The organism is Pseudomonas sp. GD03903 (assembly GCF_029840045.1).
GTDB classification, from domain to species: Bacteria; Pseudomonadota; Gammaproteobacteria; order Pseudomonadales; family Pseudomonadaceae; genus Pseudomonas; species Pseudomonas pseudonitroreducens.
The window spans coordinates 36,371-49,363 of sequence record NZ_JAOCBT010000026.1; the positions used below are offsets into that span (position 1 = coordinate 36,371).

The window sequence follows — 12,993 nt, forward strand, 5'->3', positions numbered from 1 at the left end:
GCGCCGCCCATGGACAGGCGATCAGGGGTTGATGAACAAGGAGTATCAACATGCCCTATGAGCCCGACGACTACCTCTCCAGACATTTCCAGACCAGCGGCACTGACCTCGCACAAAAGATCGAGGAACTGGCCGAACTGGCTGCACCTGGCAACAGTCAGAACCTGCCGCTGTACCGCGAAATGCTCACCACTGTCGCTCGCATGGCCCAGGCCGACCGCAACCGCTGGGACGCCAAGATCATGCTGCAGACCCTGCGCGAAATGGAGCACGCCTTCAGCACCCTGGAGCAGTTCAAGCGTCGCCGCAAAGTCACCGTATTCGGCTCGGCACGCACGCCGGCCAATCATCCCGTCTATGCCCTGGCCTGCGAGCTGGGCGAAACCCTGGCGCGCTACGACCTGATGGTCATCACCGGTGCCGGTGGCGGCATCATGGCCGCGGCTCACGAGGGTGCCGGGTTGGAAAACAGCCTCGGTTTCAACATCACCCTGCCCTTCGAGCAGCACGCCAACCGCACCGTGGACGGAACCAGCAATCTGCTGTCGTTCCACTTCTTCTTCCTGCGCAAGCTGTTCTTCGTCAAGGAAGCCGATGCCCTGGTGCTCTGCCCCGGCGGCTTCGGCACGCTGGATGAAGCGCTGGAAGTGCTGACCCTGATCCAGACCGGCAAGAGCCCGCTGGTGCCGGTGGTCCTTCTCGACCAGCCGGGCGGGCATTACTGGGACCACGCCCTGGAGTTCATCAAGGAGCAACTCGAAGACAACGGTTACATCCTGCCCAGCGACATGAGCCTGATGACGCTGGTGCACAGCGCCGAGGAAGCCGCCGAGGAAATCGCCCAGTTCTACAGCAACTTCCACTCCAGCCGCTGGCTCAAGGATCGCTTCGTGATCCGCCTGAACCACCCACTGAGCGTCCGTGCCTTGCAGTTGCTGGAGCGCGAGTTCGGCAATCTGTGCGTGAGCGGCGGATTTCACCAGCAGCCCTACAGTGAGTCGGAACTGGACGAGCCGGAATTCTCCCATCTCACCCGCCTGGCCTTCGCCTTCAATGGCCGCGCTCAGGGGCGTTTGCGGGAGCTGCTGAACTTCATCAACCAGCCGGAAAACTGGGAGCGCTGATTTCCCGGCCCGGAAAACGAACAAGGCACCCGATTGGGTGCCTTGTTCGTTTCAATCATCGGATCGTCGACCACTCAGCAGCCGGCTGATGGCCTCCATCGAGTAGCCTCGATAGCTCAGAAACCGCCCCTGCTGGGCCCTCTCGCGAGCGTCCTGTGGCAGTCGGGCAAATTTGCGGCGCCAGACCTCACGCAGGTTTTCGCTCCAGTCGACGCCCGACTCACTCAGTGCAGCGTCGATCTCGCCGCGCGGCAAACCGCGCTGCGACAGCTCTTCGCGAATCCGCATCGGACCGTAACCGGCCCGCGCACGGCTGGCGATGTAGCTCTCCAGATAGCGGCTTTCATTGAGCAGCCCCTCCTCGGCCAGACGGTCGAGGGCGGGGTCGATCAGATCCTGCGTGGCGCCGCGTTGCCGCAGCTTGCGCGAGAGCTCTGCCCGGCCATGCTCGCGTCTTGCCAGCAGGTCCATGGCCACCCGTCGCACGGCGACGGGGTTATCGAGCTCAACGGCCATCGCGATCAGAGATCGGCTTCAGCTTCTGCTTCGGCTTCCGCCGCAGCGAGCTCGGCCTTGGTCGGCGGCGTCTGGTTGGTCAGCAGTTGCTCGCGAATGGCCTTGTCGAGGGTGTTGCAGATCTCGGTATTGTCTTCCAGGAACTTGGCGGCGTTGGCCTTGCCCTGACCGATCTTGCTGCCCTGATAGCTGTACCAGGCACCGGACTTCTCGATCAGGCCCAGCTGTACACCCAGGTCGATGATCTCGCCGGTGCGGTAGATGCCGCGGCCGTACATGATCTGGAACTCGGCCTGACGGAACGGCGGAGCGACCTTGTTCTTCACGACCTTGACGCGGGTTTCGCTACCGACCACCTCGTCGCCTTCCTTCACCGCGCCGGTACGGCGGATATCCAGGCGGACGGAGGAGTAGAACTTCAGCGCGTTACCACCGGTAGTGGTTTCCGGGTTGCCGAACATCACGCCGATCTTCATGCGGATCTGGTTGATGAAGATGACCAGGCAGTTGGCGTTCTTGATGTTGCCGGTGATCTTGCGCAGCGCCTGGGACATCAGGCGGGCCTGCAGGCCGACGTGCTGATCGCCCATTTCGCCTTCGATTTCGGCCTTGGGTACCAGGGCCGCCACGGAGTCGACGATGATCACGTCAACGGCATTGGAGCGCACCAGCATATCGGTGATTTCCAGGGCCTGTTCGCCGGTGTCCGGCTGGGAAACCAGCAAATCGTCAACGTTGACACCCAGCTTGCCGGCATAGTCCGGGTCCAGGGCGTGTTCGGCGTCGACGAAGGCACAGGTGGCACCGATTTTCTGCGCCTGGGCGATGACGGACAGGGTCAGGGTGGTCTTACCCGAGGATTCCGGGCCGTAGATTTCAACGATACGGCCACGCGGCAGACCGCCGATACCCAGCGCGATATCCAGACCCAGCGAGCCGGTGGAGATGGCGGGGATAGCCTGGCGCTCATGGTCGCCCATGCGCATGACCGCGCCTTTGCCGAATTGGCGTTCGATCTGTCCCAGGGCCGCGGCCAGGGCGCGCTTCTTGTTGTCGTCCATTGAAGTCCTCGCGAAGTCAGGCGGCCGGGCGGCCACGAACAACTGTATAAGTAGACAGTATTATTCCACAGGGCAAGCCGCTCGCCTACCCCTGAAGCGGATTTTCCCCGTCCGCCAGTCGCAACAGCCCTTCCAGAGCGGTTGCCACGGTCTGCCGGCGTACAGCTTCCCGATCACCGGCATACAGACGCCGTTCGCTGAACACCTGTTCTCCTTTCCTCCAGGCCAGCCAGACGGTGCCCACCGGCTTCTCGGCAGAACCGCCGTCCGGTCCGGCAATACCGCTGACGGCTACGGCAATATCCGCCCCACTGCGAGGCAAGGCGCCGGCAACCATGGCCTCAACCACTTCGCGGCTCACTGCACCGACCTTCGGGAACAACCCTGCCGGCACATCCAGCTGATGTGTTTTCTGACGGTTGGAGTAGGTGACATAGCCTGCTTCGAACCAGGCCGAACTGCCGGAGATGCGCGTGATTGCTTCGGCAATCCCGCCCCCCGTGCAGGATTCGGCAGTCGTAACGCGCAGGCCGTTGGCAGCAAGCCGGGCACCCAAGCGCGCCGAGAGATCGGTAATGAGGGAGTCGGTAACGGGCACAGGGCGCTCCGGGATCAATGAGACCAGGCGGATACCGTACACCAGGAGTTTTGCCCAGTTGAAGACAAACGCCCGGAATCCAGGCTACGACGATCCACTCATCATCGCCGGGAACGTTGTGTACGGACGCCCGAACCAACAGCTCGCCGGTGCATCAAGAGATGCCTATCAGGTCTCGCCCAGCCCTTCGCCACGTGCTGCCGCCAGCAGCGTGCCAAACTCCCCTTGGCAAAGCTCGGCACCATGCTTCACGATTTTCGCGTAGGGCCAGTTCCACCAGGCCAACTCCTGCAATCCGGCGCGTACTTCCTCGGGGAAACGCCAGCTGACGACCTTGGCGGGGACGCCGGCAACAATCGCGTAGGCAGGCACATCCCTGGTCACCACCGCCCCGGCGGCAACCACAGCACCATCACCAATGGTGACTCCGCCCAGAATCGTGGAGGCGGTACAAAGCCAGACGTCATTCCCGATGATCACGTCATCGCCCTGGCCACAACCATCCTCGATATGCGTCAGGGTGGGTTCGAACACATTGAAGGGATAGCTGGTCATCCAGTCGGCACGGTGGCGCCCACCCAGCAGGATCCTGGCAGTCCCGGCTATCGAGGTGTACGCGCCGATGCGCAAGTGCGGGTCACCCTTGTAGGACTGAATGATCGGCATCCCATAAGTGCCCGGCCCCACCTCGTAGCGAGGGTAGCGCGCCAGGAACTCGGCCCTCCCCCTCTCGACCTTCGGCAGCTTCCGCACCAGGCGCTTGGTCAAGGTCGCCGTTCGCTTTTTCGCTGCCTTGGGGCCAAGCAGCAGCCGCAGCAGTCTGACGCTCACTGCTGTCCTGGCAGTTGCCAGGTAGGTCAGCATTTGCGCTTGCGTCATTGGTTCGCTCAGATGGGTGCGGGATAGGGTGGATGCGTTATCCATGGCCGGAAATAGTCGTTCTGGATTGCTGTTTGCGCCGCATCTTATTCAGTTTGTGTCAACTTGGTAACCATATTGACATCACTGTCCCATGTATCCCTGTGCGCCCCCTTGGCCCCAGACAATCATCCACCAGCAGCCTTTACCGGCAGCAAGCCGGATGTTCACGTTGCCTGGCAGGCCAGCCCCCCGCACGTGATAACCTTGCGCCCATCTCGATGCAGACGAATCTGCCAGGCCTGAGCCTACCGAGAATGGCCAGTACTGTGCGAATGGATGCAAGCACCGGACGTCAAAGCCATTCGGCAAGGCCATCGGCCCGCCATCTCTGCACCCCATACATTCATGCACAAGCGCCTAACTCACTGATGCAGCACGAAAAAATCGACCTATCCAGCCATACCCCGATGATGCAGCAGTACTGGAGGCTGAAGAACCAGCACCCGGACCAACTGATGTTCTATCGCATGGGCGACTTCTACGAGCTGTTCTACGAGGACGCCAAGAAGGCCGCCAAGCTGCTGGACATCACCCTGACCGCACGCGGGCAGTCCGCCGGCAATTCCATTCCCATGGCCGGCATCCCCTTCCATTCTGCAGAGGGCTACCTGGCCAAGCTGGTGAAGCTCGGCGAATCGGTAGTGATCTGCGAACAGATCGGTGATCCGGCCACCAGCAAGGGGCCAGTGGAGCGCCAGGTCGTACGCATCCTGACTCCCGGTACAGTCAGCGACGAAGCGCTGCTCGACGAGCGCCGCGACAACCTGATTGCCGCCGTGCTGGGCGATGAGCGCCTGTTCGGCCTGGCCGTGCTGGACATCACCAGCGGCCGTTTCAACGTCCAGGAAATAAAAGGCTGGGAAACCCTGCTGGCCGAGCTGGAGCGCCTGAATCCCGCCGAGCTGCTGATCCCCGACGACTGGCCCCAGGGCCTGCCGGCGGAGAAACGCCGTGGCTCGCATCGCCGCGCGCCCTGGGACTTCGATCGCGACACGGCGAAAAAGAGCCTGTGCCAGCAATTCGGCGTGCAGGACCTCAAGGGCTTCGGCTGCCAGGAACTGACACTGGCCATTGGTGCCGCGGGCTGCCTGCTGACCTACGCCAAGGAAACCCAGCGTACCGCCCTGCCGCACCTGCGCAGCCTGCGTCATGAGCGCATCGACGACACCGTGATCCTCGATGGCGCCAGCCGCCGCAACCTGGAACTGGATACCAACCTTGCCGGCGGCCGCGACAATACCCTGCAATCGGTAGTCGATCGCTGCCAGACCGCCATGGGCAGCCGCCTGCTGACCCGCTGGCTGAATCGCCCATTGCGCGACCGCGCCGTCCTCGAAGCCCGCCAGGACTCCATCGCCTGCTTGCTGGAGCGCTACCGCTTCGAGACCCTCCAGCCACAGCTGAAGGAAATCGGCGATGTCGAGCGGATCCTTGCCCGAATCGGCCTGCGCAACGCCCGCCCGCGTGATCTCGCCCGACTGCGCGACGCCCTCGCCGCGCTGCCGCAACTGCAGAACGGCATGCTTGAACTCGAAGCCCCGCACCTGGGCGAACTGGCCAGCAGCATCCGCACCTACCCGGAGCTGGCCGACCTGCTGGCCCGGGCCGTGATCGAGAACCCGCCAGCGGTGATCCGAGACGGCGGCGTCATCGCCCGCGGCTACGACGCCGAGCTGGACGAGCTGCAGATGCTCAGCGAGAACGCCGGCCAGTACCTGATGGACCTGGAAACCCGCGAAAAGGCTCGTACTGGCCTGCCGAACCTGAAGGTTGGCTACAACCGCATCCACGGTTACTACATCGAACTGCCCCGCGTGCAGGCCGAACAGGCTCCCGCTGACTACATCCGCCGCCAGACCCTGAAGGGCGCTGAGCGCTTCATCACGCCGGAGCTGAAGGCTTTCGAGGACAAGGCGCTATCGGCCCAGAGCCGCGCCCTCGCCCGTGAGAAGCAACTCTACGAAGAACTGCTGGAACTGCTGATCGGCCAACTGGCGCCACTGCAGGACACGGCTGCCGCACTGGCCGAACTGGACGTGCTGGCCAACCTCGCCGAACGTGCACTGAATCTCGACCTGAACCGCCCCCGCTTCGTCGAAGAGTCCGGCATTCTCATCGAGCAGGGCCGCCACCCGGTGGTCGAGCAAGTACTGAATACGCCCTTCGTCGCCAACGACCTGAACCTCGACGAAGACACCCGCATGTTGGTGATTACTGGTCCGAACATGGGCGGTAAATCGACCTATATGCGGCAAACAGCGCTTATCGTGCTGCTGGCACATATCGGCAGTTTCGTCCCGGCCGCACGCTGTGAGCTGTCCCTGGTGGACCGCATCTTCACCCGCATCGGCTCCTCCGACGACCTTGCCGGCGGCCGCTCCACCTTCATGGTGGAAATGAGTGAAACCGCGAATATTCTGCACAACGCCAGCGACCGCAGCCTGGTGCTGATGGACGAAGTGGGCCGTGGCACCAGCACCTTCGACGGACTGTCGCTCGCCTGGTCCGCCGCCGAGCATCTGGCGAAGCTGCGTGCCTTTACCCTGTTCGCAACTCACTATTTCGAGCTGACCGTTCTCCCCGAAAGCGAACCGGCAGTGGCCAACGTTCACCTGAACGCCACCGAGCACAACGAGCGCATCGTCTTCCTGCACCACGTTCTGCCCGGCCCGGCCAGCCAGAGTTACGGCCTGGCAGTGGCGCAACTGGCAGGCGTACCGGGTGCGGTAATTCAGCGCGCCCGCGAGCATCTGTCCCGCCTGGAAACCACCAGCCTACCCCACGAGTCACCACGCTCGACCGACCCGAAAAGCCCGGCACCACTGCAAAGTGACCTGTTCGCCAGCCTGCCGCATCCGATCGTCGAAGAGCTGATGCGTGTCAGCCCTGATGACCTGACACCGCGTCAAGCTCTCGAATTGTTATATGCATGGAAGATGCGGGTCTGACGGACCGCGGGACAAGCTGCTAGAATCGCGCGCGCTTAGCCGCCCGCCTGAGGAGAAAATTAGAAATGACCTTCGTCGTCACCGACAACTGCATCAAGTGCAAATACACCGACTGCGTGGAAGTATGCCCGGTGGACTGCTTCTACGAAGGCCCGAACTTCCTGGTCATCCACCCGGATGAGTGCATCGACTGCGCCCTGTGCGAACCGGAATGTCCGGCACAGGCGATCTTCTCCGAAGACGAAGTCCCGGATGGTATGCAGGAGTTCATCGAGCTGAACAAGGATCTGGCCGATGTATGGCCGAACATCACCGAGAAGAAGGATTCCCTGCCGGACGCCGAAGAGTGGGATGGCAAGCCGAACAAGATGCAGTACCTGGAGCGCTGAGTTCTACTGCCTCCAGAAATAGAAAAGGCCCGCCTGGTGCGGGCCTTTCTGCATCTGGGATTTCACTTTTCTGCGGGCAAAAAAAGGGGCGGGATAACCCGCCCACTCTTTCTTCCCTTCTTCATCGTCCTGATGAACCGCTTCCTGCGGTGGGTCCTGGCCGACATCCTTACCGGCCTGCGTCTTTCCGTGTACGCAGGGGTGATATTACCCGCCTGCCGTGCCACGGCAACTGGGTCACTTCCGCGCACCCGACCATCTCCGCGCCTCCGATATAAAATAAAATCCTTAAAAAACAACATGATATAGATACTAGTCGCCGAGGCTGGCGACATTTCAAGCTGAACACTCACACACTGTGTAAGCGAATGCTTACATCGCGACGCATAAAAAAGCCCGGAATCATCCGGGCTCTTTTATTGTCGGCCAGCGCGCTACTGGAACAGTGCGTCGCTCGACAGGCCATTCTTCTCGAGGATCTCACGCAGACGCTTGAGGGCTTCGACCTGAATCTGCCGGACCCGCTCGCGGGTCAGACCGATTTCCTGGCCGACCTCCTCCAGGGTGCTGCTTTCGTGGCCGCGCAGACCAAAGCGGCGAATCACCACCTCGCGCTGCTTGTCGGTCAGTTCCGACAGCCACAGGTCGATGCTCTCGCTGAGATCGTCGTCCTGCAGTAGCTCACAGGGGTCGGTGGGACGGTCATCGGTCAAGGTATCGAGAAGGGTCTTGTCCGAATCCGGACCGAGAGAGACATCCACCGAAGTGACCCGCTCGTTCAGACCGAGCATCCGCTTCACCTCGTCGACCGGCTTCTCGAGCAGATTGGCGATTTCCTCGGGCGACGGCTCGTGGTCCAGCTTGTGGGTCAGCTCGCGAGCAGCCCGCAGATAGACGTTGAGCTCCTTCACCACGTGGATCGGCAAACGGATGGTGCGGGTCTGGTTCATGATGGCCCGTTCGATGGTCTGACGAATCCACCAGGTTGCGTAGGTGGAGAAGCGGAAACCACGCTCGGGATCGAATTTCTCCACCGCGCGGATCAGCCCGAGGTTACCCTCTTCGATCAGGTCGAGCAGGGAGAGGCCGCGGTTGACGTAACGTCGCGCGATCTTCACCACCAGACGCAGGTTACTTTCGATCATTCGCCGCCGACCGGCTGGGTCGCCCTTCTGCGCGAGACGCGCAAAGTGGACTTCCTCTTCCGGAGTCAGGAGCGGCGAGAAACCGATTTCATTCAGATACAGCTGGGTCGCGTCGAGCGCGCGGCTGTAGTCGATGTGCTTGTGTTGCTTGAGAGAGGAGAGTGAGGTGGCTTTAGGAGTGACTCGAAGCGATACCTGCTCTTCGGCAAGCGACTCTTCAAGGATGATGCCAGGCTCCAGCAGGAGCACTTCATCATCTACGTCAAACTCCGGCCCTTCTTTTTTAAGTGCCATGTCGTTATCCCTTGCTGAGTTCGACAACAAGCCCAGGTGCGTCCTTATCCTTAGGACACCTAGGCCCGCTCACCCACGCAGGGGAACAGCCAGCATCAACGACTTGGCAGGTATTGCAGCGGATCTACAGGTTTACCCTGGCGGCGAATCTCAAAGTGCAGCTTCACCCGGTCAGTCCCTGTGGAGCCCATCTCGGCAATGTTCTGCCCGACTTTGACCTGCTGCCCTTCCCGCACCAGCAACCTCCGGTTGTGACCGTAGGCGCTTACGTAGGTATCACTGTGCTTGATGATCACGAGTTCGCCGTAGCCCCGCAAACCACTACCGGCGTACACCACCGTGCCATTAGACGCAGCCAGGACAGGCTGGCCCAATTGCCCGCCTATATCAATCCCTTTATTCAAACTGCCGTTTGATGCAAAACGCCCAATCAGAGTGCCATTGGTTGGCCATATCCAGCCCCCCGCAGCCCCTCCTGCCACTGCCGGAGTTCCGCCAGTGGCGGGCGGCTGCGCGGGAGTAGTAACGACGGGAGTGGTCGGTTTGCTGGCGGTCGCAGGCGTGGATGTCGGTTTGTTGACGACTACCGGAGCGACAGGCGTTGTGTTTTTCGCGACGGATGGCGTTGTCGACGAGCCGCCATCGAAGCGGATGGCCTGACCCGGGCGAATGGTGTACGGCGCCGAGATGTTGTTGCGCGCGGCAAGGGCTTTCCAGTCCCAGCCGTAACGGAAAGCGATGGAATAGAGCGTGTCACCGGGACGCACCACGTACTGGCCGCTGGTGACAGTCGGCTTCTGCTGGGCGTTGCGGTCCACCACGGTCGTGGTGCTGCGCGAAGTCGAAGAACAGGCCGCCAGCAGGGAACAGACGGCAATCGCCACCACAGCGTGGCCCAGGCCCTTGATCCAGTTCCGTTGATACAGGGTCGCTGTCAAGCTCACCCATCCCCCTTATCCATGAATTGACGTCCAGCCTCACTGGCCGGCAGTTACCGCAGTCTTGCCCGCTTGCTCTCAGCCTAGCGGACCGTTGAGCAGCGGTACGAAGCGTACGGAGTCCAGCACCTGGCGCTGGAAGCCATCCTCGGTGCGGACAATCAGCATCAGCTGCTGCACCTCGCCGCCACCGACCGGAATTACCAGTCGCCCCCCTGGCGCCAACTGGTCCAGCAATGCCTGCGGGACCTCGGCCGCTGCCGCAGTGACGATGATGCCGTTGTAAGGCGCCAGGGCGGGCCAGCCTTCCCAGCCATCGCCCCAACGAAAGACAACATTTCTCAGGTTTAGCTCCGCAAGTCGTTCCTTGGCGCGGTCCTGCAGGGCCTGGATGCGCTCGACGGAGAACACCCGCTCCACCAGCTGCGACAATACGGCGGTCTGGTAGCCAGAGCCGGTGCCGATCTCCAGCACCTTGTCCAGCGGGCCGGCGGCCAGCAGCAATTCGGTCATCCGCGCCACCATGAAGGGCTGCGAGATGGTCTGGTTGTGCCCGATGGGCAGCGCGGTGTCTTCATAGGCGCGGTGCGACAACGCCTCGTCGACGAACAGGTGACGCGGTGTACGGCGGATCACTTCGAGTACGTGGGCGTTGGACAGGCCCTCTTCGTACAGACGCTGGATCAGCCGCTCACGGGTACGCTGGGAGGTCATGCCGATGCCGCCGCGGCGCGACAATTCATTGGCCATGGTCGAGCCCTCCGAGCCAGTCGCCAAGGACATTGAACGCCTCCCGGAAGGTCCGGTCCATCTGCAGCGGCGTAATCGACACGTAGCCTTGCATGACGGCGTGGAAATCAGTGCCCTCGCCGCCGTCTTCGGCATCGCCGGCAGCGGCAATCCAGTAGCCTTCCTTGCCGCGCGGATTGACCACCTTGACCGGCGGTTTGGCACGAGCACGGTGCCCCAGGCGAGTCATCTGGATGCCCTTGATGCGCTCCAGCGGCAGGTTGGGGATATTCACGTTGAGCACGGTGCGCGGCGGCAGGTCGAGCTTCTCGTGGGACTCCACCAGCAGGCGGGCGAAGTGCATCGCGGCCGGCAGATTGTCCGTCAGGCGCGAGCACAACGAGAAGGCGAAGGCCGGGCGGGACAGGAAGCGCCCCTCCAGGGCCGCTGCAACGGTACCCGAATAGAGCACGTCATCGCCCAGGTTGGCACCGAGGTTGATACCCGAGACGACCATTTCCGGCACTTCTTCGAGCAGGCCGTTGAGGCCCAGGTGCACGCAGTCGGTCGGGGTACCGTTGAGGCTGATGAAACCATTGCCCAGGCGATGGGGATGCAGCGGCCGATCCAGCGTCAGCGAACTACTCGCTCCGCTACGATCGGCTTCCGGGGCGATCACGATGCAGTCCGCATAATCGGACAGCGCGTCGTGAAGCGCGGCGATACCGGGTGCAGTGACCCCGTCGTCGTTGGCAATCAATATGCGCATGGGCTTTCCGTCTGCCCTGCCGGCACGAGGTCGATCAGCTCGCGCACTACCACGGTGGCGAAGCAGCCAGCCGGCAGGACGAATTCCAGTTGCAGAATGTCAGGGGCGGGATAATGCCATGTAAGGCCCGGGATGGGGAGGCGCAGAATGCGCCGTTCGTGCGCCATGTCCGCACCGGCGAGCCACTGGCAAAGCGCCATCTCAGCCTGCTGGACAGCGCGCTCCATGTCTCCGGGATGGTTCGTCGCCGGGGAATCGCCCTCGCCCCACATCGGCCCGGTGGGATGCAGATCCAGCGCCGCGAGGCGTGGATCAGAACATTCTGCTTCGCCAGCGGGGAAGAAACTGCGGCTGTCGGTGAACGCCAGCAGATCGCCGACCTGCGCCTGGTTCCAGGTTCCTTCTGCCACGCGGCGTGCCAGTACCTGGTTGAAAACGTAGCTACGCGCCGCCGAAAGCAACCGCGAACGCATGTTGCGATGTTCCGGCAGCTTGCCGCGCTCGGCGAAGCCCCGGGCGTCAAAGACGTTGCCACCGTCATGGCCGAAGCGCTGGGTGCCGAAGTAGTTCGGTACGCCCAGGGCCGTGATCGCTTTCAAGCGCGCCTCGAGCTGTTCGTGATCCGCCTTCAACTCAGTCAGGCGCAAGGTGAAGCCGTTGGCCGAATGCGCGCCCCGCTGCAGTTTGCGGCGGTGGCGGTTGCGTTCGAGAATACGCAGGCTGTCGTCCTCGGCGGCGGCCAGGTCCGGATCGGACTTGCCAGGCAGGTGCAGGCTGAACCACTGGCGGGTCAGCGCCTGGCGGTCCTTGAGCCCGGCGTAGCTGATCATCTTTACCGGCACACCGGCAGCGCGCGCCAGACGGCGGGCGGCTTCCTCGGTGTTCAGGCCACGCTTCTCGACCCACAGCCAGAGGTGTTCGCCATCACCGGAGAGCGGGATGTCCAGCACTTCGTCGACCTGGAAGTCTTCCGCCACTGCCTTGAGCACAGCGCTTCCGCAAGCATCGCCATGGGCGCGCGGGCCCAGCAGTTCCAACTCGGTCATGCGCGCCCCAGCAAAGCGACGGCGTGGACCGCAATGCCCTCTTCACGGCCGGTGAAGCCAAGCTTCTCGGTGGTGGTGGCCTTGACATTGACCTGCTCCAGCTCAACCTTCAGGTCGGCGGCGATGGCCTCGCGCATGCTCTGGATGTGCGGCGCCATCTTCGGCGCCTGGGCGATGATGGTGGTATCGACGTTTTCCACTTTCCAGCCCTTGGCTTCCACCAGCGACAGCACGTGGCGCAGCAAGGCGCGACTGTCGGCCCCCTTGAACTGCGGGTCGGTGTCGGGGAAGTGCTTGCCGATATCGCCCAGCGCGCAGGCGCCCAGCAAGGCATCGGCGAGCGCGTGCAACAGCACGTCGCCGTCGGAGTGGGCAATCAGCCCGAACTTGTGGGGAATACGCACGCCGCCAAGGGTGATGAAATCGCCCTCGCCGAAGCGGTGCACGTCGTAACCATGTCCGATACGCATGAAAAAACGCCCTGTAGATGTCAGGGCGTCGATTCTACCGGATCA

General features: G+C 62.5%; 13 protein-coding genes. 3 read left to right on the forward strand and 10 right to left on the reverse strand.

The genetic code is table 11. The annotated features are described in order from the left end of the window. The first annotated feature begins 50 nt into the window (after positions 1 to 50). Complete coding sequence (locus N5C91_RS28005) at positions 51 to 1,124, forward strand: LOG family protein (RefSeq protein ID WP_279833548.1); 1,074 nt, start codon at positions 51 to 53, stop codon at positions 1,122 to 1,124. Positions 1,125 to 1,175: 51 nt separating this feature from the next. On the opposite strand, the gene recX is transcribed toward N5C91_RS28005, so the two are convergent. From recX to N5C91_RS28025, 4 genes are all read right to left on the reverse strand, one after another. Continuing rightward, positions 1,176 to 1,640, reverse strand: a complete 465-nt coding sequence (gene recX, locus N5C91_RS28010; RefSeq protein ID WP_279833550.1) for a recombination regulator RecX — start codon at positions 1,638 to 1,640, stop codon at positions 1,176 to 1,178. Between the two features lie 5 nt (positions 1,641 to 1,645). Further along, positions 1,646 to 2,701, reverse strand: coding sequence for a recombinase RecA (gene recA, locus N5C91_RS28015; RefSeq protein ID WP_236173070.1), 1,056 nt, complete (start codon positions 2,699 to 2,701; stop codon positions 1,646 to 1,648). A gap of 85 nt (positions 2,702 to 2,786) precedes the next feature. Beyond that, entirely contained in the window at positions 2,787 to 3,299 is a 513-nt protein-coding gene (locus N5C91_RS28020) for a CinA family protein (protein ID WP_236173071.1), read from the reverse strand. 168 nt (positions 3,300 to 3,467) lie between these two features. After that, a complete protein-coding gene (locus tag N5C91_RS28025; RefSeq protein ID WP_279833551.1) occupies positions 3,468 to 4,163 on the reverse strand; it encodes a CatB-related O-acetyltransferase in 696 nt (231 codons plus the stop codon). Positions 4,164 to 4,588: 425 nt separating this feature from the next. Between N5C91_RS28025 and mutS the strand changes: the two genes are divergently transcribed. After that, positions 4,589 to 7,168: a DNA mismatch repair protein MutS gene (gene mutS, locus N5C91_RS28030; RefSeq protein ID WP_279833552.1), complete on the forward strand. Its 2,580-nt coding sequence runs from the start codon at positions 4,589 to 4,591 to the stop codon at positions 7,166 to 7,168. 65 nt (positions 7,169 to 7,233) lie between these two features. Next, positions 7,234 to 7,557 (forward strand): ferredoxin FdxA, encoded by a 324-nt coding sequence (gene fdxA / locus N5C91_RS28035; protein WP_015476292.1) that lies wholly within the window; start codon positions 7,234 to 7,236, stop codon positions 7,555 to 7,557. A gap of 434 nt (positions 7,558 to 7,991) precedes the next feature. On the opposite strand, the gene rpoS is transcribed toward fdxA, so the two are convergent. From rpoS to ispF, 6 genes are all read right to left on the reverse strand, one after another. Next, positions 7,992 to 8,996: an RNA polymerase sigma factor RpoS gene (gene rpoS, locus N5C91_RS28040; RefSeq protein ID WP_236173182.1), complete on the reverse strand. Its 1,005-nt coding sequence runs from the start codon at positions 8,994 to 8,996 to the stop codon at positions 7,992 to 7,994. Positions 8,997 to 9,091: 95 nt separating this feature from the next. Beyond that, on the reverse strand, positions 9,092 to 9,922 hold the full coding sequence (locus tag N5C91_RS28045; RefSeq protein WP_279833586.1) for a peptidoglycan DD-metalloendopeptidase family protein: 831 nt from the start codon (positions 9,920 to 9,922) through the stop codon (positions 9,092 to 9,094). 90 nt (positions 9,923 to 10,012) lie between these two features. Beyond that, complete coding sequence (locus N5C91_RS28050; RefSeq protein ID WP_088418250.1) at positions 10,013 to 10,648, reverse strand: protein-L-isoaspartate(D-aspartate) O-methyltransferase; 636 nt, start codon at positions 10,646 to 10,648, stop codon at positions 10,013 to 10,015. 25 nt (positions 10,649 to 10,673) lie between these two features. Beyond that, a complete protein-coding gene (gene surE, locus N5C91_RS28055) occupies positions 10,674 to 11,432 on the reverse strand; it encodes a 5'/3'-nucleotidase SurE (protein WP_236173073.1) in 759 nt (252 codons plus the stop codon). Further along, the gene (gene truD, locus N5C91_RS28060) at positions 11,420 to 12,478 is read right to left on the reverse strand and encodes a tRNA pseudouridine(13) synthase TruD (protein WP_279833554.1); all 1,059 of its coding nucleotides are present in this window, start codon (positions 12,476 to 12,478) and stop codon (positions 11,420 to 11,422) included. The genes surE and truD overlap by 13 nt, the downstream gene beginning before the upstream one ends. Then, positions 12,475 to 12,948 (reverse strand): 2-C-methyl-D-erythritol 2,4-cyclodiphosphate synthase, encoded by a 474-nt coding sequence (ispF, locus tag N5C91_RS28065; RefSeq protein ID WP_236173075.1) that lies wholly within the window; start codon positions 12,946 to 12,948, stop codon positions 12,475 to 12,477. Before ispF ends, truD begins: the two co-directional genes overlap by 4 nt. Positions 12,949 to 12,993: the final 45 nt, after the last annotated feature.